Source organism: Epibacterium sp. ABV4_022 (genome assembly GCF_056159345.1).
On record NZ_JBSWVA010000001.1, the window covers coordinates 1,290,808 to 1,310,119 of the forward strand.

A 19,312-nucleotide genomic window follows, 5' to 3' on the forward strand; every position below is an offset into this window, starting at 1 on the left:
TTGCCCTCGGCGGGCCCTTTGACCGCTGGCGGAACGGCCCTGCACCGCGCCCTGAGCGCCATAGGTCGGGGGCGTGCGTTAACCATTCGGAAACCCGGATTATTGATTAGAATTTTCGATCAATTATTTTCCTCCTGCGGGGCTGTGCTAGCCTGCGCACAGACACCGGGGGGTGAAGATGAGTGGACAAAACGACATGGCGGGCGCACTGGGGGCGCTCGACCGCAAGCTGGATGCGCTGGACACGATGACGGAGGTGAACTCCTTTCTGGTGTCGGTGCTGCGCGAGCATGAGCAGGACCTGATCCGCATGAGCCCGCAGGAAACCCGCGAATTGCTGCGGCAAAAGGCGCGCGCGGTCTATCGCCCGGATGGCGGCACAAAACCCAACGCAAAGGCGCTGGAACTGCTGGAAGAAACGCTGGGGCAGGGTCAGAGCGCGGACATCATCCCGTTTCCGACGCGCCGCTGATCCGGGGCGAGCCAGGGGGCTGACCCGCCGCACCGGGGGTGGTGCGGGGGCGATCTGATGCGCGACGGGTTGTCGTCAGCCAGCACGCGGATTACATCAGGGACACCCGGTCAAAAGGATGTCCCGCATGCCCGCACGTTTCTTCGCCACCGTCCAGACCCGCGCCCTTGCCGCCGGAGCCGCCGCGCTGATGGTGGCGGGCTGCACCGAGATGCCGGACCTCGGTCCGCAGGCGGACTATTATTCGACCCGCACCCAGGCCCGCATCTACGTGCTGGACAACGGCGATTTCGAGGTGGTGCCGCCGATCGGTGCCGAAGGGGCCGCCTATTGGTGCGCTGCCTCCGACTATGCCCGGCTGCGGTTGCAGGCGGATTACGGGCAGGATCTCTACGTGGTGAAGGGGCGCTCTCCCAGCACGGTGACGGGACGGATCGACACCATCACCTTTTCCCTCAACGGGGTGCCGCGCGCCGAAGAGCCCCCCTTCATCCGCCGCTCCTACAGCTTCAAACCGGGCGACAGCTTCAGCGTCTCCGCCGCCGAGAGCTTCTGCCGGGATCTCCAGCCCTATCTTCTGTTCTGAGCGGTGATGCTGCAACGGGAGGTCTGCGTTTCGACCCGGGGACAGGGGCTCTATGAGGTCACCCGCGAAATCCGCGCCCTGGTGGCAGATTGGGGGCGGACGCAGGGGCTGCTGACCCTGTTCGTGCGCCACACCTCCTGCTCGCTGCTGATCCAGGAGAACGCCGACCCGGAGGTGCAGGGCGATCTCAGGGCCTATTTTGCGCGTCTGGTGCCGCCCTCGACCCACCCCGACATGTCCTACCTGCGCCACACTTACGAAGGCCCCGATGACATGCCCGCCCATATCAAGGCGGCGATGATGCCGGTGAGCCTGTCGATCCCGGTGTCGGAGGGGCAGATGGTGCTGGGCACCTGGCAGGGGATCTATCTGTTCGAACATCGCGACGCGCCGCATCAGCGCCGCATCTTTGCGCATCTCGCCTGAGCGGCGCCGGCTCCGGCGCAACAGGCACGCGGATTGTCCAAGGTCTAGCGGTTGCATTTCCCCTCTACCCAAACCCTAGCTGCTCCCCTATAGTTGTGGATAAATGCGCAAACCTGCGCACAAGAACGATCTGTCTCGAGGGGAGGGGCCCGAGCATGCGCTGCCCGTTTTGCGGAAATGTCGATACGCAAGTGAAGGATTCGCGCCCGGCGGAGGATCATGTCTCGATCCGACGGCGCCGGTTCTGCCCGGCCTGCGGCGGCCGTTTCACCACCTACGAGCGGGTCCAGCTGCGCGACCTCGTGGTGGTCAAGACCAACGGCAAGCGCGAGGATTTCGACCGCGACAAGCTGGAACGCTCGATCCGCATCTCGATGCAGAAACGCCCGGTGGAGCCGGAGCGGATCGACCAGATGATCTCCGGCATTGTGCGCCGTCTGGAGAGCATGGGCGAGACCGATATCGCCTCCAAGAAGATCGGCGAAATCGTGATGGAGGCTCTGGCCCGCATCGACACGGTGGCCTATGTTCGCTTTGCAAGCGTCTACAAGAACTTCCAGGCGGCCGATGATTTCGAGGACTTCGTGCACGAGCTGCGCCCCCCGGTGCCGCCCGAGGCCTAAGTCCCGGCCCGGCTGCCTGAACACAGCCCGGGGAAAGGTCTGATCCAGTGAGCAAAAGCGACCATCGGTTCATGGGGCTTGCCCTGTCGCTCGGGCGGCGGGGGCAGGGGCGCACATGGCCAAACCCGGCGGTGGGTTGTGTCATCGTAAATCAGGGCCGCGTGGTGGGCCGGGGCTGGACCCAGCCCGGTGGCCGCCCGCATGCCGAACCGATTGCACTGGCGCAGGCTGGTGCAGCCGCCCGCGGGGCCACCGCTTATGTGAGCCTGGAACCCTGTTCGCACCACGGCAAGACCCCCCCCTGCGCGCAGGCGCTGATTGATGCGGGCATTGCCCGGGTGGTCGCCGCGATCGAGGACAGCGATCCCCGCGTCAGTGGTCAAGGCTTTGACATGCTGCGCGCCGCAGGCATCGAAGTCACCACCGGGATCCGCACCGAGGAAGCAGGCTTTGACCACGAGGGGTTCTTTCTCAGAACCGAACAGGGCCGCCCCTTTGTGACGCTGAAACTCGCCTCCAGCTTTGACGGGCGCATCGCCACGGGCTCCGGTCAGAGCCAGTGGATCACCGGCCCCGAGGCCCGCCGCATGGTGCATGCGATGCGTGCGCGTCAAGACGCGGTCATGGTCGGCGCAGGCACCGCGCGCGCCGATGACCCCTCGCTCACCGTGCGCGATCTTGGCATCGACCATCAGCCCGCCCGCGTGGTGGTCTCCCGCCATCTTGACCTGCCCTTGATGAGCAAACTGGCCCGCAGCGCCAAGGACATCCCGCTCTATCTGTGTCACGGAACCGGTGCCGACACAGAACGCCTGCGCGCATGGGAGGGGCTGGGGGCGCAGCTTCTATCCTGCACCACCCTCGGCACTCAGCTTGACCCGCATGACGTGCTGCACCAGTTGGGCAGCGCCGGGCTGACACGGGTGTTCTGCGAGGGCGGTGGTGCACTTGCCGCCACCCTTCTCGCGCATGATCTGGTGGATGAGTTGATCGGCTTTAGCGCTGGACTGGCCATTGGGGCCGAAGGCCTGCCGTCCATCGGCGCGCTTGGCATTGGCCAGCTGACCGAGGCGCCGCGGTTCGACCTGATCGAGACCCGTCCCATCGGCGCCGACATCCTGCACCGCTGGCGCCGCCCCCAAAGTTGAGACCGCACCCCTCTTCATCTTCTTAAAAATATCCCGGAGCGCGAGGCAGCGCCTCGCATCCTGGCTCAGCGCCAGAGCGGTGCGAATGAGGCAAACAAACCCTGCAGTTTCGACAGGTTGCGGTTCATCGGACCGGGCGCGGGCAGGTCGCCCTTGATCAGCCGATCCACCGCCACTTCCGGCGAACAGGGCAGGTTGGAAACCGGGTCGAAATAGCGCGGATAATCAATCAATGCCGCATGGGCCAGACCGAGAATGCCGGGGCGTGCATCGCGCCAATGGGGCGCTTCCAGCCGATCCCGCGTCAGCCCCCAGCCTGCATAAAACGGCAGCCCCACGCAGGTCACCGGTACCCGGCGCAGCAATGCTTCAAACCCCAGAAGCGATGTCATGGTCCAGACCTCATCGACGCTGTCAATCAGCGCCGCCGGATTGGCGTGTTCGGCCACCACATCGGCCCAGGTCTCGGCATGCTTGATGCGCCCCTTGCGCAGGCCGGCCTCCACATCGGGATGCGGTTTATAGATCACCACCGCATTGGGGCGTGCAGCGCGCACCGCCTGCAACAGCTTCATATTGCTGTTGATCTTGCCCGCGCCGAGTAGGATCGAAGCGTCATCCTCGACCTGACCGGGCACCAGCACCCGGTGGCCTTTGGGCAGATCCGGCAGCGTGCCGTCGAGGTTATATTTCGTGACCTCATGCTTGATCAGCCGCATCACCAGTGTTTCCACCCGGCGTTCCTGCTGCGGCGTCAGCGTCACCCGCTCGCGGATCAGATCGTCCAGATCGCTGTGGCGGGTGGGGTCGTAGTAGATGCCCTGACGGTCCAGCACCAGCGACAGCGGCGGCACCAATTCCGCCCCCAGCCCGCGCGAGCGCAAAAAGCCATCCTCAAGATGATGCGCCCCGGCGTGGTCCTTGGTGGCCTTGCTGGCCCAGACCATCCAGTTCTTGCCGCTCTTCCTGGCGGTCTTGGTCTTTTCCGTAAAGGTCATGCGCTTGTGCTGACCAAAGAACCGCTGCAAGGGCGCGCGTTTCCACAGGCGGATTTCCGATGCAGCCCAGCCCGCGCGGTCCTCGCGCCACGCCCGCACCTGAGCCTCCAGCGAGTCGATCACCTGTTCGAGCTGGCACAGCCGGTCGTGATGGGGATCATACCATGTGGGATAGAGGATCATCGCCGCCGCAAACAGCTGCGCGCGGGTCAGGCGACGGTTGCGGCCGGGTGGGGGAAACTCGTCCTGAGTCAGCCCCCAGCCCGCATAAAACGGCTGGCCAAAGATGCGCGGGTTGTGACCGGCCAGAATGGCCTCGAACCCCAGTTGTGACGACACCGTATAGACGCCGACCGCGCCCTCCAGCAGCAGATGCGGCGAGACCGGCGCGTCAAACAGCTCCACCCGGTCATTGGTATCGCGCGCGTCGAAATAGCCCGGGCGGTGGCCCTTGCTGGTTTCGGGGTGGGTCTTGATCAGCACGCGCGCGCCGGGGTTTTCCTCCTGCGCAAAGGCGAGCATTTCCTGAAACCGCCCCTGATCGGCACCGGGAAAGGGGATGGATGCCTTGACGGAGGCATCCTCGCGCAACTGATCCACAACCAGCACATAGCCGGGCTCTGGCGGTGGCACATCGGGGTGGAAGGCGTTGTATTTGCTCAGATGGGCGTCCTGCAAACGCGCCATCGCATCGCGCGCCCGTTTCATCAGGGCGCTGTCATCAAGCGGGTGGTCTTTCAGCAGCGTGACCAGATCGCTCGACAGGGAGGGGTCAAAATGCACGCCGGTGCGGTCGATCAGCAGGCCCAGCGGCGGCTCTCCGCTGCGGCCCGGATGCACCGAGCGCAAGAACGCATCCTCGATCCGCACCAGGGGCGCGCCATGCTCCTCGGCGATTTTCTTGCCGCGATGGGCGGTGGGGCTGTCGCCCCAGATGCCGACCAGGTCGCCCTCCTTGGGCAGGCCAAGACGAATGTCATACCCGGCCAGATCAAGGATACGACGCACGCGGGACTGGGTCAGAAAGCCGCCGTTATACACAAACAACCGGGAGCGCTGGCTCCCGGTTTGTGTCTCGTCCGGATGCGGCAAAGGCCCTTGCATCATCTGCGCTTAGCTGCCGCCGAACAGGGTCTCGACACTTGCGGCCGTGGACAGCGGGCTGGTCAGAAGCGACAGCGTCTTGGTCCACTGGGCATAGGGTGCTTCGGTCACATAGATGGTGTCGCCGTCGCGGATCACGAAGTCCCGGGCGATGAACAGACCGTTGGGCTGGGTGAGGTTCAGCACGTAGATCATCCGCTGTGCGCCGATCAGATCGTCCCGGCCCAGCACCTGATTGGAGATCGCCTCGGCCTCGTTGCGGAACACAAAGACACCGGTGGGGTCGGAGGCTGTGGCAATCAGGCCACCGACCTGCGCGATGGCCTCCAGCGCGGAGAGGTTCTGGCTCTCGAAGGGCACGCGGGCCTGTGCGGCGGTGGCCCCCAGCGCGGTAAAGGCACGGGTGTCGCCCTCCACCAGGATCTTGTCGCCGTTGCGCAGCGCGATGTCGAGCTCGGGGTGGTCATAGAGGTCTTCGAACCAGATCTTGCCGGTGTGGCCGCCGCGAATGACGGAGACCTGCGCGATCTCGGGTTCGATCGCCACGCCACCGGCCTGCGCCAGCATGGTGGCCAGCGTGCGGGTGGGGCGTTCGATCGGATAGACACCTTGCGCGCCGACGGCGCCGGTCAGGCTGACGGTGGCGCCATCGCCCGCAAGCCGGCGCACCTGTACCTGCGGATCGGGGGTCTGATCTTCGAGCTTCTTGGTGATCGCCTCGCGCAGCTGGTCGGGCGTATTGCCGGAGGCGCGCACGCGGCCCGCATAGGGCACAAAGATATAGCCCGCACCGTCGACCTGCACTTCTTCCAGCAGGGTGGCATTGGCCCCGGCGCTGGCCAGAAGGCCGTCGTCGACGTTTTCCCAGATCGTCAGACCAAGGATGTCGCCGGGGCGGATGATGTCGGAGGTCAGAACGGATGCATTGGCGAACTGGTCGGAAAAACCAAGCGCGGGCACCACGGCGGTGGCACGGGCAACGCGGTCATTGACCGCCACCACAAAGGCGTCGCCCTGTTTCTGCACGGACCCTGCAAAGATCTGACGTTTGTTCGGGCCCACCTTGGGCAGCCCGCATGATGCTGCGAGGGCGACCGCAGCCAGCAAGGCCACGGGGCGCGCCCATCGTAAAGTCATGGGTTTCACTGCTCGGTCTCCTCGACCTATGTTTATTTTGCCTCAAGTTTTGCGCCCAAATTAGCGGACTGTCACGCAAAAATCCAGTCGCGCCTGTATTCGGGATCAGCTCACAACGCGCAAGTGTTGCCGTGGTGCTGCTGTCCCGCGCAGGAGCGCATCATAAGGATCATCGGCAGCGAGCATCATATCCACCACCTGCCGCAGCAATTGCCGCCGCCCGGAGCGGGAATAGAACCCGCCGGGAAACTGCGAGGTTTCCAGCAGGTAGCGGCGATATTGCTTGTAGGCGCGGCCATCGGGGCGGGCAGGGGTGGCAAAGAACTCCGCCAGGCTCTGGGTCGAGGAAAACTCAGGTTTGTCGTAGACCGCGCGGCCAAACACCTTGAGCGGCAAGCCGCGCCACAGCACCTGTTGACCGGCGGTGGAGTTCACGGTGACGGCGGTGCGGGCCTCGTTCAGAAGGCCCGCGAGCTTGCCTCCGCGCACGTAGTGGACCCGTCCCTCGACGCCATGTTCGGCCGCAAGCCGTTTGAGCGCGCGCCGGATCGGGGCGCGGCCATCCTCGAGCGGATGCGCCTTGAACACCAGATGATGGTGGCGCGGTGCGCCCTCGGCAAAGCCGGCCACGACCACCTCGAGGAATTCGGTGATGGTGGAAAAGGGCGAGTGGGCCTGAAAGGCGCTGTCATGCTCCAGCTGCAACAGCGCCAGGTGATAGGGAAAGCCGCCGCGCTGGATGCCGGCGGTGGCAAGGCGGCGGTGCAGCGCATGCAGCGGCATCATCAGCAGGCGGTTGAGATAGAGCTGGAACTCCTTGGTCACCGGCAGCGCGCGGTGGGGGCGGAAGTTGCGATAGCCCTGGTTCCAGAACATGACAAACCAGTGATAGAGCGCGCCGTAAATCACATGCTGGCGGGTGTCGCCCCAATGCGCCGGGGGCATCGGCAGTTCCAGCTCGCTATGGGCCAGCGCCTGTGTCATCTCCGCCACCGGCATCTGCATCAGCCGCGAATTGCCATTGGTGCCGTCGCGTTCGTAGGTGACCCAATAGGGGCGCAGGTAGCCCTCTTCGAAGGTGTGCACGGTGACGCTCCGGCGCCGTGCGATCTCGATCGCATGGGCGTGGACCGGGCGGGTGTCGCCATAGAGCACGATGTCGGTGACCGCGTGGTCCTCCAGCAGGGCTGCGAAGCGGTCGGGCCAGGCCTCCGGCGTGTCGCGATAGGCGATATAGCTGTGTCGGTCGGGCCAGAACATGCGATCCCCGGCGTTGAAACCAACCCGGCGAACCGCGCATCCCGCGGCCTTCAGCATGCGTCCCAATGCGCCAAAGAAGGGTCCATGCGGCCCTTGCAGGAACAGGAAACTGCGTGTGTCGTGCGAATTCTGCGACATTTATGCTCGATCTGGCCTCTTGGCGGGCGAGGATGGCGGCGGCCACCTGCAACATGGTTACGCTGGCTTTAACCGCAATCTATGGGGAAAGTATGACCATTTGCTTGCCGGGGGCAAGCTGGCTCTTGAGCCGGGGGCGGGCAGGGGCTAGCTCTGGTCGGGAGGCGCCCGCACGACAGGGGCGCGGCACTATCAAGGAGTTCGCCCATGTTCACCGGGATCATCACCGATGTGGGAACCATCACCGAGCTGGAGCAGGAAGGCGACCTGCGCGCCCGCATCCAGACGGCCTATGACACCGGCAGCATCGACATGGGGGCCTCGATCGCCTCGGACGGGGTCTGCCTGACGGTGGTGGCGCTGGGGCCGGACTGGTATGACGTGCAGATCTCGGCCGAGACCACCTCCAAGACCAACATCGATGCGCGCGGCAACCACAAGGGCTGGTTTGTCGGCAAGCGGGTCAATCTGGAACGGGCGCTGAAGGTCGGCGACGAGCTGGGTGGCCATATCGTGTCGGGCCATGTGGATGGCGTCGCCGAAGTGGTGGAGATGCGCGACGAGGGCGACAGCACCCGCGTCACGCTGCGCGCGCCCAAGGATCTGGCGCGGTTCATCGCGCCCAAGGGCTCGGTTGCGCTCAACGGCACCTCGCTGACGGTGAATGAGGTGGAGGGCTGCGATTTCGGCATCAACTTCATCCCGCACACCAAGGAGGTCACCACCTGGGGCGATGTCAGCGTCGGCGATCTGATCAACCTCGAGATCGACACGCTGGCCCGCTATGTGGCGCGCCTGCAGGAGAGCCTGTGATGGCAGCGGGCAAAGGGTCGGGCACAGAACGGGACACAGGCCCGCGCGCAGGGTCGGTGCCGGGACAGGCGCCCGGACTGGGGCACAATGGCGGCCCCAGCATGGAGCCGGGGCGGCTGTGGCGGACGCATGCCTGGCGCTCGGCGCAGAAGAAGCTGATGCCCAACACCATTCCCAAGCTGGTGCTGCACATGCGCCTGAAACGCGCCGCCGAGCTGGGCATGGACTACAAGACCTATGCCAAGGTGCGCCAGACCTCCGGTCAGGACGTGCTGGGGCTGTTGTTCTCGGCCAATGCGCTGCGGCTGTTTGGGGGTCCTGCGATCCCGGCGACAGAGGCGGCGGTGCTGGGGCAGCTGGACGGGGCCGGGCGTCTGGCCCTGGTCTATCGCCCGCTGCGGCCCGCGCAGGTTCAGGCGGCAAACCCGGCCACGCTGGATGCGGTGGGGCCGGCGCCGGTCTTTACCGAGGGCTGGGGCGCAATGCGCGACAAGGTGCAGGGCGTGATGCGCGAACGTGGCCTGACCGGTGCCTCGGTGGTGGTGATCGGGGATGCGCCGCTGGAGCGCGAATGGACCACCGCAGGCCGGGCCGCGGCCTATCTGAGCGCGGCGGAATATTTCGGCGGCAACGCGACGCGGGCGTAACCCGCGCGTCGAAACCCCGGGGCGCGCTGTGTCGCGCCCCGCCGCTGGCCCGTTATGTCGGGCGGTGATCTGTGCGCTGCGGCGATGCGAGATCAGATCCTGTGATCGGTGTCAGATCAGATGACGTCAGGTCAGTTAGATAGTCCGGTCAGTCAGATAAGGAGGGCGGCGCCGCCACAGAGGCGGAGGTGGCCGGGGGTATCCCCCCGCGTGCTCAACGTTATCTCTGCACTGCTCCCCACGTGGGGAAGCCGTTTCCTGGTGTTTGGCCGGGGGCTTTACTCCCGGCCGGGGATCGCGATCCGGTGCAGACTAGCGCGGCGGGGTGAGGAAATCGCCACCAGGGCGCGCGGAGGGGTGGCAACGGCGCACGGCATATCGTCGCCCGTCGAGGCGCAGGGGAGGGCACCCGCCCGCGGGTTAAGAAGGCGCTCCCGCCCACAGGTAAGAAGGGGGGGCTCCCGCCCGCAGGTAAGAAGGGGGGCTCCCGCCCCCGGGGCACGCATCACAGATGCGCCCCCCGGCGTTGGGCCGGGCGCGCCGCCCCTGCCGGGGCGGCGCGCGGCGCAGGCCGCAGCGGTGTCGCAAAACCGAGCCTCTGTGCAGGGATGCGCCGGTCGCGTGCAGGGATGTGCCGCTTGCGGGGCTGGTATTTGCCCCTTTCGTGGTCTATCCCGACGGACACAAACCTGGCGCGGACGGGGCATTCCCGCTCGCGCGCCCCCATCAGCAAAAGGCCATCCGCCCATGAGCTATGAAACGCCCGGTCCCGTCGAAGCCGAACTGCGCGACGCCATCAGCCCCATCGAAGAGATCATCGACGCCGCCCGCGCCGGTCAGATGTATATCCTGGTGGACCACGAGGATCGCGAGAACGAGGGCGATCTGGTGATTGCGGCGGAGTTTGCCGATGCGGAGGCCATCAACTTCATGGCCACCCACGGGCGTGGGCTGATCTGCCTGCCGATGACCGCCGAGCGCATCGACCGGCTGGGCCTGCCGATGATGGCGGTGAACAATTCCTCGCGCCATGAGACCGCCTTTACGGTGTCGATCGAAGCCCGCGAGGGGGTCTCGACCGGGATCTCGGCCGCGGATCGGGCGCTGACCGTCGCCACTGCGATCAACGAGCAGAACACCATGGCGGCGATCGCCACGCCGGGCCATGTGTTTCCGCTGCGGGCCAAGCGGGGCGGTGTGCTGGTGCGCGCCGGCCATACCGAGGCGGCGGTGGATATTTCCCGTCTTGCCGGGCTCAAACCCGCCGGGGTGATCTGCGAGATCATGAAGGAAGACGGCACCATGGCGCGGCTGCCGGATCTGGTGGAGTTTGCCAAGACCCACGGCATGAAGATCGGCACCATTTCCGATCTGATTTCCTATCGGACCAAGAACGACAACCTAGTGGATGAGACCGCGCGCAAGACCGTGACCTCGGAATATGGCGGCGCGTGGGAGATGCGGATCTTTACCGACCAGACCCATGATGTGGAACACGTCGTGCTGATCAAGGGCGACATCTCCACGCCCGAGCCGGTGCTGACCCGGACCCATGCGCTGCATGAGGCCTCGGATCTCTTGGGGCTGGGACCAAAACCGGCGGGCGAGCTGCCCAAGGCGATGCAGCTGGTGGCCGAGGAGGGGCGCGGGGTGGTGTGCCTGTTCCGCCAGCCGCGCAATGCGCTCTATGCCTCGGACGAGGACGGGGTGCGCACGATCAAGCAAACCGGTCTTGGCGCGCAAATTCTCAATAAACTCGGCATTGAGGAGCTGATCCTGCTCACCGACTCGCCGGAAACCAAATATGTTGGGCTGGATGCCTATGGGCTGTCGATCGTCGGCACCCGTCCCATCCTGTCCAGTGACAGCTAAAGGAGGCCTGCGTCATGGCCGGACAAGAAAGCCATTACATCCTGCCGCGCCCGGAATTCGACAAGCCGGTGAAGCTGCTGATCGTGGTGTCGCCCTATTACAAGGACATCGCCGACAATATGGTCGCTGGTGCGGTGGCCGAGATCGAGGCCGTGGGCGGCTCTTACGAGGTGGTCGAGGTGCCCGGCGCGCTGGAGATCCCCACCGCCATCGGCATTTCCGACCGGGCGTCGAACTTTGACGGCTATGTGGCGCTGGGCTGCGTGATCCGCGGCGAGACCACCCATTACGACACGGTCTGCAATGACAGCTCGCGGGCGATCCAGCTCTTGGGTCTGCAGGGGCTGTGTATCGGCAATGGCATCCTGACGGTGGAGAACCGCAAACAGGCCGAGGTGCGCGCCGATCCCGCCGACCAGAACAAGGGCGGCGGCGCGGCGGCTGCGGCCTTGCATCTGATCGCGCTCGCGCGTAAGTGGGGCGCCCAGACCAAGGGAGTCGGCTTCAAGCCTGCCTCCGACTCCTATCGGCTCGCTTGATTCTCTAACAACGGAACGCCCCCGCCATGACCTCGACAGACGCCCCGAACCCGGGCCCCAAACCGGGCAAGAACAAGACGCAGGCCCGCTCTGCCGCGCGTCTCTATGCGGTGCAGGCGCTGTTCCAGATGGAGCATAGCGATCTGTCCTTCGACAAGGTGATCGCCGAGTTCGAGAACCACCGCTTTGGGGCCTCTTATGAGGAGGGCGAATTTGCCGAGGGCGACACCAAGCTGTTCCGCAAGCTGTTGCGGGACGCGGTCAACCATCAGGCAAAGATCGACCAGATGACCGACCGCGCGCTGGTGGCGAAATGGCCGATCGCCCGCATCGACCCGACCCTGCGGGCGCTGTTCCGCGCGGCGGGGGCGGAGTTCGTCGAGAGCGACACGCCGGTCAAGGTGGTGATCAACGAATATGTCGACATCGCGCGCGCCTTCTTTCCCGAAGGCCGTGAGGCGAGTTTCGTCAATGCGGTGCTCGACCATATGGCCCGCGAGGCCAAGCCCGAGGCGTTCTGATCGCCGCTTACTGCGGTTTCCCCCGGCCTTTTCTCCGAACCTTTGGACCCTGACCCCGGAGCGCGCGCTGGCGCGCTCTGTTCGAGTGTGGGGTCTTTGCAGGGCGATAGGCGGGCATTGCACCGGGGCAAGACGCGCCGGGCGCCGCGTTCGGACATCGGTGCCGGTGGCTGCGGCGCGCTTGGATGATGCATCAATGCGACGGGTTGTTGATGCTTTGCGACGTGCGGGCGGCGTGCAGCGCCCGCCAACCCCTATATTATGCACAATAAACAACCAGTTGTTTGCTTTGCCCCGCAAAACCTGTCAGCTTGCAGGCCAAGGACAGTTGTTCCAATTTCGGGAACCGACTGCCGACCCGGAAACAAAAACGCCCACGGGGGCTGCCAGAAACAGGAGGGGAAATGTTTCAGAAAATAGTCGTGCCAGTGGACCTGGCGCATGAAGCCGCATTGCAGAAAGCGCTGCAAGTGGCGGTGGGGATGGCGAAGGCCCATTCGGCCGAGCTGTGTTATGTCGGGGTGGCCTCGGCCACTCCGGGCGCCGTTGCCCGCACGCCCGAGGAATACAAGGACAAGCTGGAGAAATTCGCCGAAAGCCAATCCGCCAGCCATGGGGTGCAGGCCACCAGCCATGCCATCATGACCCATGATCCCTCGACGGATCTCAACAAGGCGCTGGAGCAGGCGATTGCCGACCTCAAGGCGGATCTTGTCGTCATGGCCACGCATGTTCCGAATATCTCGGATTACATCTGGGCCGGTCACGGGGCCCATGTGGCTGCCCATAGCACCGCCTCGGTGCTGTTGGTGCGGGATTGACTGACATCGAATTGAAACTCCGAAACGAAAGGCGGTACCTATGACCGACCAAACGCCGGAAACGTCCGACGGCATCCCAAGCCCGGACGGCGCAGCACATATCATCGAAACAGAATATGAAATCGGCCAGGACAATGTGGAAGGGTCTGTCGGCCCGTTGGGGTTTGACATCCACAACCCGGTCTTTGCCATTTCGGGCCTCGCGATCGTGGCCTTTGTGTTTTACACGCTTGCCCTGCCTGAGCAGGCGGGCTCCATTTTCTCCTGGCTGTTCAGCACGGTCACCAAGGGCTTTGACTGGTTCTTCCTCGGTGCCGCGAATATCTTTGTGATCTTCTGTCTGTTCCTGATCGTGACGCCCTTTGGCAACGTCAGGCTGGGCGGCACCGAAGCAGAGCCCGACTACAGCTATATCGGCTGGTTCGCGATGCTGTTCGCAGCCGGCATGGGCATCGGCCTGATGTTCTACGGCGTCTCTGAACCGCTGAGCCATTTTGCATCCTCCATGGGCGGCACCGCCGCCGAGGATGGGGTGCGCACCGACTGGGCACCGCTGGGTGCCGCCGGGGGCGACGAGGCCGCAGCCGTGCGTCTGGGCATGGCGGCGACGATCTTTCACTGGGGTCTGCACCCTTGGGCGATCTATGCCGTGGTGGCGCTGGCGCTGGCCCTGTTCAGCTACAACAAGGGTCTGCCGCTGACCATCCGCTCTGCCTTCTACCCGATCTTTGGGGATGCGGTCTGGGGCTGGGTTGGTCACGTGATCGACATCCTGGCGGTGTTTGCAACGCTGTTTGGCCTGGCGACCTCGCTCGGCTTTGGCGCGACGCAGGCCAACGCGGGTCTGAACGAGCTGTTTGGCATCGCGGTCAGTTCCACCACCGAGGTGATCCTGATTTCGGCCATTACCGCGATCGCGCTGGTCTCGGTCATGCGCGGCCTCGATGGCGGCGTGAAGGTGCTGTCCGAGATCAACATGGGTCTGGCGTTCCTGCTGCTGATCTTTGTGCTGCTGGTGGGGCCGACCGTGTTCCTGCTGTCGCTGTTCTGGGATTCGCTGTTGGCCTATCTGCAGTTCCTGCCGGCGCTGTCGAACCCGGTGGGGCGTGAGGACGTCAACTTCATGCAGGGCTGGACCTCCTTCTACTGGGCCTGGTGGATTTCTTGGTCGCCGTTTGTGGGCATGTTCATCGCCCGCGTCAGCCGGGGCCGCACCGTGCGGGAGTTCATCACCTGCGTGCTGCTAATCCCGTCGCTGGTCTGCGTGTTGTGGATGAGCGTCTTTGGCGGCACCGCAATGTTCCAGGTGATCTCCGATGGCTACACCGCTGCGCAAGAGGCGGACCTGCCGGTGAAGCTGTTCAAGATGCTCGACGTGATGCCGCTGGCCGGGATCACCTCGCTGGTGGGCATCGTGCTGGTCATCGTGTTCTTCGTGACCTCCTCGGACTCCGGTTCGCTGGTGATCGACACCATCACTGCGGGCGGCAAGGTCGACGCGCCGGTGCCGCAGCGGGCGTTCTGGTGCATCTTTGAGGGTGCGGTGGCGATCGTGCTGCTGCTGAGCGCCGGGGGCCTGCAGTCGCTGCAGTCGATGGTGATCTCCACCGGCCTGCCGTTCACGGTGGTGCTGCTGGTGATGTGCTACGCGATCCTGCGGGGCCTGATGAGCGAGCGCAAGAACACCTGAGCCGCAAGCCCAATGTGAAACGAGAAACGGCGCCCCGGTGGGCGCCGTTTTGCATTGCTAGTGGGGTCAGCCCTTGGCCGGTTTGTCCAGAAGCGCCTGCAACTGGCGGCGCGTCGCCTCGTCCAGCCGGTCCAGATGCACCGTCAGGCTCTTGCCGTCGGCGCTGGCCTCGGTCGGGGGCAGGGTGCCGGCACGGCCCGGGGCGATGGCATAGGGGTGCACGTCGCGGGTGATGCCCTTGAACTGCATCGGCGGCATCGGCTCGGCGGCCACGAAATCGCGCACATGTGCGTAGGTTTCATGGCTCATCACGATGCCGCCGGGTTCCGCCGCCGCTTCCAGCCGCGCCGCCAGGTTCGCCTCGGCGCCGATGATGGTGTAGTCCATCCGCGCCTCGGAGCCGAAGTTGCCGACGTTGCAATAGCCGGTGTTGATGCCGATGCGGGCGCGGAAGGGGCGGTCGATGCCGCGGGCGCGCCACTCCTGTTCCAGCTCCGCCAGCCGCTCCTGCATCTCCAGCGCCATGCGCACACAGGCGCGGGCGTCCTCGGCGGTGCCCAGGGTTTCGGGATCGCCAAAGAAGGCCACGATGGCATCGCCTATGAACTTGTCGATGGTGGCGCCGTGTTTGGCGGCGATCGCCGACATTTCGGTGAAATACTCGTTCAGGAGCGCCGTCAGCTCCTCGGGTTGCAGGGTCTCGGCGGTCTGGGTGAAGTCCTTGATGTCGGAAAAGAACACCGTCAGCTTCTTGCGCTCGGTCGAGATCGAGGCGTCCTTTTCGCCGGAGAAGATCGACCGGTAGACCTGCGGTGACAGGTAGCGCGAGATCTTCATGGAAATGCCGGCGAGGAATTCGTTGTTGGAGGTCAGCTCCTCGCTGATCTTGCGAAAGCGCTGCGCCAGCCGCAACTGATGCACAGCAAACAGGATGCCCAGCCCCCCGACCACCACCATATAGAGCAGCAGGTGGCTGAAGGAGAACAGGCTGGTCGCCACCTGCTGGGCGATGCTGTAGGACTGCACGCCGCGGATGTCGCCCACCTGCCAGTCGGTCTTGGTGCTGTCGGGGTGGCTGTTGTGGCAGGCGACGCAGGCCTCCTCCATCACCACCGGGGTCACCATGGTCAGGTGGTGCGAGAACAGCCCGGCCTCCGCGCCGCGAAAGAACAGCAGGTGGTCGTCCGCGCCGTCGCGAAACCGGCTCAACGCGCGCTCTTCCGCCGGGCTGAGCGTGATCGCCTCGCGCCCGGCAAAGGGGTAGTCGGAGGCAAAGCGGTAGGAGACATCCAGCCCGTGACCGGCGATCTCGTCGCCCAGTTCGATCGACATGGTGGCCGGGATCGGGATCGCGCCTGCGCGGTCGTGGTAGTCGTGGGTGGCAATGGTCTGGCCGTCGGGGTCCAGCCGGGCGATGACATTGCGGGCGTAGTAGCCGCGCACGGTGTCCAGCACCGCGTCCAGGGCCTGGCCCTGGCGGCGCAGGGACTGGTCGGTGATCGCCATCAGGTCGAGCCAGACCACCACCGGCAGGGCGAGGATGGCCAGCGCCAGCCCCCAGTTGATCAGATGCGGCTTGTTGACGAAGAAGCGCCCGATCCGGCGTTTGAAAGTCATGGTCTGTCGTCCCTCTGGCTCTGGGTCCGTGGCGTCTGTGGCCCGGTTGTGTCTCTGGTCGCGGCGCTGCCGGGGCGGTGCCCGCTGCCGGTGCTGCATACTATACGTGCGGGCGCGGCCAAATCGTCGCAGATTCTGTGTCGGACTGGACGTGGCAGCGGGCGCGCCCTACCTTTTGACTGTATTGTCGAGGAGAGTGCCATGCCCGAGTTGATCAAGCTTTACATTCGCAGCGCCCTCTGGGGGCTGGTGCTGGCGGCGCTGTTCGTGGGCATCCTGCTGTGGTTCAATGTCGCCAACCTCGGGGCGCTGGTGTTCGGCTCCGACGCGGGTGTCGTCGCGGTGCTGGCGCTGTGGATCTCCAATGCGGTGGTGTTTGGAGGCGTGCAGTTCGGGTTCAAGATCATGGCCATGGCAGAGCGCGACGAGACCCCGCGCGGGGGCACTCCGGTGGGCCCGACGCTGCGTCCGGTTCTGGTGCCGGCCAAGGCGGTAAAGCCGGGCCGTCGCGCCTGAGCGCCTGTCCCGCGCCCGAGTGATCAGCTCTCAGTGCGCGCTTTGCACGTGGCCGGAGCAGCGCGGGGGGCAAATCCTCTGGGGCACGGGCTCTTGATCTGCTGAAATGTTATTCTTGAACGGAGGTCGCCCTGACCGGTCTACACGCGCGGGCTGCGTGGCTTGCGGTCATATCGAGTCGGACTGTGCAACGGAGATGGCAGAAGTGGCGGGAACCACCAGTCAACCGTGCGGCTTTGATTCCCGAGGACCTGTATGTACAGGTGGGCGCCAGGTAAACGGACCAGGATCCGCACAGAGCCAGCTCCCTCGGATTTGCTTAAGGCCACCAGAATGCTGCCTGTCACGAGAAGGGCAGAACCCGCCTGACGCACTACCTAGTGCGGCGATGGGCCGGACACAAGGGGGCGGAGACATGCGATCTGCACCCGGTTGCGGGGTTGATTTTTGTTCATGAATTGTTCACGGTTGTCTCATGACCCAGCCAGAGCTTGATGATCTTGATGATGACGCCTTTGACACCGGCCCCCTGCGCGATGGCGGGGCGGCTGCGCCGGATGAGGATGCACCGCTGGCTTTGATGCAGCCGGGGCAGCGTCTGGCGCGCGGGGTCAGCCGCTATCTGCGCTCCATGGGGTTTGCCGCGATCGAGGAATTTGTGCCCCTGCGCGGGCTGCGGGTGGACGTGATGGCCCTCGGACCGAAGGGCGAGCTGTGGGTGATCGAGTGCAAATCCAGCCGCGCCGATTTTCAGAGCGACAGCAAATGGCAGGGCTATCTGGAGTGGTGCGACCGCTATTTCTGGGCGGTGGATGTGGAGTTTCCCACCGAACTGCTGCCAGAGGAGACCGGCCTGATCCTGGCGGATGCCTATGATGCCGAGGTCGTGCGCATGGCACCTGAGCACAAGCTGGCGCCGGCGCGTCGCAAGAAGGTGATCCAGAAATTTGCGATGGATGCGGCGCGACGGTTGCAGAGCCTGCGCGATCCGCGTCCGGGGCGCGACGGGCAATTGTTCACTCCGCTGTCGCCTGAGGAGGGCTGAAGGCTCTGCGCGGCGCGCGCCTGCCTCCGCGCGGCGGCGATCAGCTGGTCAGGCGGTCAGGCGATCAGATCCATGGCCGCCTTGGCCGGGGGCACCACATAGATGATGTCGTTGGTGCCTTCTAGGTGCAGGGCGATCATTTGCTGTTCGGCGGCGGCATCCGCTGCTGCACGGAGTGGATCGCGGTCATAGGGCGGTGACACCGCCATCAGCGGATCCTGCGGCGCTGTTCGCTCGGGGGATTTGCTCAACTGGGCGGCCCCCACGGGGGAGGTCGGCAGGGGCTCCGGCCGGGTCGGCAGGCGCTCTGCCGTGCGGTCGTAAGGGGCGGGCTGCGACAAGGCCCCGGTCAGCCCCACGGTCTCGTCCGAGATCAGGGCGCCGGTGGTGTCCTCAGCTGGGGTGGCCGCGGGGAGCGTGCCAGAGGCGGGCTGCAACTGGGCATAGGCCTTGCGGGCCAGGGCGATCAGATCCTGACTGGCCTGTTTCTGCGCGTCGGTCAGCGGCAGGTTGACCACCGTCGTGGCGGGCTGTGTGTCTTCTGCCGCGTTGCGCGGTGCCTCCGCCCGAAGCTCCGACGCCGCAGCTTGTGGTGACGGGTCCGCTTGCGCCGGGGCGGCGGTCGCATCGGGGGTGCGGTCGGCGCGCGTGCCGGGATCGGCGGGTTCAGGCGGCAGGCCGACAATGACCACGCCGTCCTCCATCACATAGATCACCCGCGGCGGGCGCGCGGGCGCTGTCGCGGCCGTGGTCTCGGCGGCACCGGTGGACACCGTCGGGGATTCTGCCGCCGACGGGGGAGTGTCCGACGTCCTGCCGGACTGCTGCATCGCCGCACCGGAGGGGTAAACCGCGAGGGCTCCCATGTCCTTCTCCGGCGTGGCAGGCAGAGCGGCGGCCTGTGACTGGAGAAAGGCGAGCACCTTCTCCATCTGCTCGACCGTATCGGCGACCTGGTTCATGGCGGTCTTCCAGCCGGGTTCTGGCGGCTTGGACACCTGCTCGATCAGTTTCTCGCGCACACGGCGGGCCTGGGTGACGTGGGTCTGTAGCTGGTTTGCCGTCAGGCTCTCGGTGCTGGACAGCGAGAGGGCGGCCGCCTTGGGGCCGTTGGCCGAGGCGATCGCGCCGGGCAGGGTGACCATATGTCCCGACGGCGGGATGGCAAACTGATACATTACATACGCTCCAAGCAGAAACTTGACGTCTCTTAATCATTTGGAGAGTGAGGTTAACAGGAGCCTAATTCCAGTAAATAGAACGCCTCAAATTCGATGAATTATTCCGCCCATACAAGGGTGTTAGCCAGTTAACCCTGGGGTCTTGCGGTAAGATTACG

Annotated in this window: 19 protein-coding genes; 14 read left to right on the top strand and 5 right to left on the bottom strand. The window is 65.1% G+C overall.

The window, feature by feature from the left end:
- Window positions 1–178 precede the first annotated feature (178 nt).
- The 5 genes from ACXAF5_RS06175 to ribD all read left to right on the top strand — a co-directional run bounded on the left by ACXAF5_RS06175 (window position 179) and on the right by ribD (window position 3,255).
- Window positions 179–472, top strand: a complete 294-nt coding sequence (locus tag ACXAF5_RS06175; protein ID WP_474945935.1) for a hypothetical protein — start codon at window positions 179–181, stop codon at window positions 470–472.
- Window positions 473–599: 127 nt separating this feature from the next.
- The gene (locus tag ACXAF5_RS06180; protein WP_474945936.1) at window positions 600–1,058 is read left to right on the top strand and encodes a hypothetical protein; all 459 of its coding nucleotides are present in this window, start codon (window positions 600–602) and stop codon (window positions 1,056–1,058) included.
- A gap of 6 nt (window positions 1,059–1,064) precedes the next feature.
- Complete coding sequence (locus ACXAF5_RS06185; RefSeq protein WP_474945937.1) at window positions 1,065–1,484, top strand: secondary thiamine-phosphate synthase enzyme YjbQ; 420 nt, start codon at window positions 1,065–1,067, stop codon at window positions 1,482–1,484.
- A gap of 155 nt (window positions 1,485–1,639) precedes the next feature.
- Window positions 1,640–2,107, top strand: a complete 468-nt coding sequence (gene nrdR, locus ACXAF5_RS06190; RefSeq protein WP_239323038.1) for a transcriptional regulator NrdR — start codon at window positions 1,640–1,642, stop codon at window positions 2,105–2,107.
- Between the two features lie 47 nt (window positions 2,108–2,154).
- Window positions 2,155–3,255, top strand: coding sequence for a bifunctional diaminohydroxyphosphoribosylaminopyrimidine deaminase/5-amino-6-(5-phosphoribosylamino)uracil reductase RibD (ribD, locus tag ACXAF5_RS06195; protein WP_474945938.1), 1,101 nt, complete (start codon window positions 2,155–2,157; stop codon window positions 3,253–3,255).
- A gap of 65 nt (window positions 3,256–3,320) precedes the next feature.
- Here the strand turns inward: ribD and ACXAF5_RS06200 are convergent, their stop codons facing one another.
- The 3 genes from ACXAF5_RS06200 to ACXAF5_RS06210 form a co-directional block, all read right to left on the bottom strand.
- Window positions 3,321–5,360, bottom strand: a complete 2,040-nt coding sequence (locus tag ACXAF5_RS06200; RefSeq protein ID WP_474945939.1) for a capsular polysaccharide biosynthesis protein — start codon at window positions 5,358–5,360, stop codon at window positions 3,321–3,323.
- 6 nt (window positions 5,361–5,366) lie between these two features.
- Window positions 5,367–6,494 carry a polysaccharide biosynthesis/export family protein gene (locus ACXAF5_RS06205; protein ID WP_239323040.1) on the bottom strand — a complete coding sequence of 376 codons (1,128 nt, stop codon included), beginning with the start codon at window positions 6,492–6,494 and terminating at the stop codon, window positions 5,367–5,369.
- 105 nt (window positions 6,495–6,599) lie between these two features.
- A complete protein-coding gene (locus tag ACXAF5_RS06210) occupies window positions 6,600–7,892 on the bottom strand; it encodes a capsule biosynthesis protein (RefSeq protein ID WP_474945940.1) in 1,293 nt (430 codons plus the stop codon).
- Window positions 7,893–8,099: 207 nt separating this feature from the next.
- Here ACXAF5_RS06210 and ACXAF5_RS06215 point away from each other — a divergent pair, with 207 nt between their 5' ends.
- The 7 genes from ACXAF5_RS06215 to ACXAF5_RS06245 all read left to right on the top strand — a co-directional run bounded on the left by ACXAF5_RS06215 (window position 8,100) and on the right by ACXAF5_RS06245 (window position 14,795).
- The gene (locus tag ACXAF5_RS06215; RefSeq protein ID WP_239323042.1) at window positions 8,100–8,705 is read left to right on the top strand and encodes a riboflavin synthase; all 606 of its coding nucleotides are present in this window, start codon (window positions 8,100–8,102) and stop codon (window positions 8,703–8,705) included.
- On the top strand, window positions 8,705–9,352 hold the full coding sequence (locus ACXAF5_RS06220) for a hypothetical protein (protein ID WP_474945941.1): 648 nt from the start codon (window positions 8,705–8,707) through the stop codon (window positions 9,350–9,352). The genes ACXAF5_RS06215 and ACXAF5_RS06220 overlap by 1 nt, the downstream gene beginning before the upstream one ends.
- Window positions 9,353–10,099: 747 nt before the next feature.
- Window positions 10,100–11,224, top strand: coding sequence for a 3,4-dihydroxy-2-butanone-4-phosphate synthase (gene ribB, locus ACXAF5_RS06225; protein WP_474945942.1), 1,125 nt, complete (start codon window positions 10,100–10,102; stop codon window positions 11,222–11,224).
- Between the two features lie 14 nt (window positions 11,225–11,238).
- Window positions 11,239–11,763 (top strand): 6,7-dimethyl-8-ribityllumazine synthase, encoded by a 525-nt coding sequence (locus ACXAF5_RS06230; RefSeq protein ID WP_474945943.1) that lies wholly within the window; start codon window positions 11,239–11,241, stop codon window positions 11,761–11,763.
- A gap of 26 nt (window positions 11,764–11,789) precedes the next feature.
- On the top strand, window positions 11,790–12,284 hold the full coding sequence (gene nusB, locus ACXAF5_RS06235) for a transcription antitermination factor NusB (RefSeq protein ID WP_239323046.1): 495 nt from the start codon (window positions 11,790–11,792) through the stop codon (window positions 12,282–12,284).
- 404 nt (window positions 12,285–12,688) lie between these two features.
- Complete coding sequence (locus ACXAF5_RS06240; protein WP_474945944.1) at window positions 12,689–13,105, top strand: universal stress protein; 417 nt, start codon at window positions 12,689–12,691, stop codon at window positions 13,103–13,105.
- Between the two features lie 40 nt (window positions 13,106–13,145).
- Entirely contained in the window at window positions 13,146–14,795 is a 1,650-nt protein-coding gene (locus tag ACXAF5_RS06245; protein WP_239323048.1) for a BCCT family transporter, read from the top strand.
- Window positions 14,796–14,861: 66 nt separating this feature from the next.
- Here ACXAF5_RS06245 and ACXAF5_RS06250 read toward each other — a convergent pair whose 3' ends face one another.
- The gene (locus ACXAF5_RS06250) at window positions 14,862–16,412 is read right to left on the bottom strand and encodes an adenylate/guanylate cyclase domain-containing protein (protein ID WP_474945945.1); all 1,551 of its coding nucleotides are present in this window, start codon (window positions 16,410–16,412) and stop codon (window positions 14,862–14,864) included.
- Window positions 16,413–16,613: 201 nt separating this feature from the next.
- Here ACXAF5_RS06250 and ACXAF5_RS06255 point away from each other — a divergent pair, with 201 nt between their 5' ends.
- Both ACXAF5_RS06255 and ACXAF5_RS06260 read left to right on the top strand, forming a co-directional pair.
- Window positions 16,614–16,928: a hypothetical protein gene (locus ACXAF5_RS06255; RefSeq protein WP_474945946.1), complete on the top strand. Its 315-nt coding sequence runs from the start codon at window positions 16,614–16,616 to the stop codon at window positions 16,926–16,928.
- 580 nt (window positions 16,929–17,508) lie between these two features.
- Entirely contained in the window at window positions 17,509–17,973 is a 465-nt protein-coding gene (locus tag ACXAF5_RS06260) for an MmcB family DNA repair protein (RefSeq protein WP_474947808.1), read from the top strand.
- A gap of 56 nt (window positions 17,974–18,029) precedes the next feature.
- On the opposite strand, the gene ACXAF5_RS06265 is transcribed toward ACXAF5_RS06260, so the two are convergent.
- A complete protein-coding gene (locus ACXAF5_RS06265) occupies window positions 18,030–19,151 on the bottom strand; it encodes a chemotaxis protein CheA (protein WP_474945947.1) in 1,122 nt (373 codons plus the stop codon).
- Between the last annotated feature and the right edge of the window lie 161 nt (window positions 19,152–19,312).

Excerpts from the sequence above, each read along its gene's own strand:
- ACXAF5_RS06200 (WP_474945939.1), bottom strand. The coding sequence starts at position 5,360 with ATGATGCAAGGGCCTTTGCCGCATCCGGACGAGACACAAACCGGGAGC.
- ACXAF5_RS06185 (WP_474945937.1), top strand. The coding sequence starts at position 1,065 with ATGCTGCAACGGGAGGTCTGCGTTTCGACCCGGGGACAGGGGCTCTAT.
- ACXAF5_RS06255 (WP_474945946.1), top strand. The coding sequence starts at position 16,614 with ATGCCCGAGTTGATCAAGCTTTACATTCGCAGCGCCCTCTGGGGGCTG.
- ACXAF5_RS06250 (WP_474945945.1), bottom strand. The coding sequence starts at position 16,412 with ATGACTTTCAAACGCCGGATCGGGCGCTTCTTCGTCAACAAGCCGCAT.
- ACXAF5_RS06245 (WP_239323048.1), top strand. The coding sequence starts at position 13,146 with ATGACCGACCAAACGCCGGAAACGTCCGACGGCATCCCAAGCCCGGAC.
- ACXAF5_RS06220 (WP_474945941.1), top strand. The coding sequence starts at position 8,705 with ATGGCAGCGGGCAAAGGGTCGGGCACAGAACGGGACACAGGCCCGCGC.
- ACXAF5_RS06180 (WP_474945936.1), top strand. The coding sequence starts at position 600 with ATGCCCGCACGTTTCTTCGCCACCGTCCAGACCCGCGCCCTTGCCGCC.
- ACXAF5_RS06240 (WP_474945944.1), top strand. The coding sequence starts at position 12,689 with ATGTTTCAGAAAATAGTCGTGCCAGTGGACCTGGCGCATGAAGCCGCA.
- ACXAF5_RS06210 (WP_474945940.1), bottom strand. The coding sequence starts at position 7,892 with ATGTCGCAGAATTCGCACGACACACGCAGTTTCCTGTTCCTGCAAGGG.
- ACXAF5_RS06205 (WP_239323040.1), bottom strand. The coding sequence starts at position 6,494 with ATGACTTTACGATGGGCGCGCCCCGTGGCCTTGCTGGCTGCGGTCGCC.
- ACXAF5_RS06215 (WP_239323042.1), top strand. The coding sequence starts at position 8,100 with ATGTTCACCGGGATCATCACCGATGTGGGAACCATCACCGAGCTGGAG.
- nusB (WP_239323046.1), top strand. The coding sequence starts at position 11,790 with ATGACCTCGACAGACGCCCCGAACCCGGGCCCCAAACCGGGCAAGAAC.
- ACXAF5_RS06230 (WP_474945943.1), top strand. The coding sequence starts at position 11,239 with ATGGCCGGACAAGAAAGCCATTACATCCTGCCGCGCCCGGAATTCGAC.
- ACXAF5_RS06260 (WP_474947808.1), top strand. The coding sequence starts at position 17,509 with ATGCAGCCGGGGCAGCGTCTGGCGCGCGGGGTCAGCCGCTATCTGCGC.
- ribB (WP_474945942.1), top strand. The coding sequence starts at position 10,100 with ATGAGCTATGAAACGCCCGGTCCCGTCGAAGCCGAACTGCGCGACGCC.
- nrdR (WP_239323038.1), top strand. The coding sequence starts at position 1,640 with ATGCGCTGCCCGTTTTGCGGAAATGTCGATACGCAAGTGAAGGATTCG.
- ACXAF5_RS06265 (WP_474945947.1), bottom strand. The coding sequence starts at position 19,151 with ATGTATCAGTTTGCCATCCCGCCGTCGGGACATATGGTCACCCTGCCC.
- ACXAF5_RS06175 (WP_474945935.1), top strand. The coding sequence starts at position 179 with ATGAGTGGACAAAACGACATGGCGGGCGCACTGGGGGCGCTCGACCGC.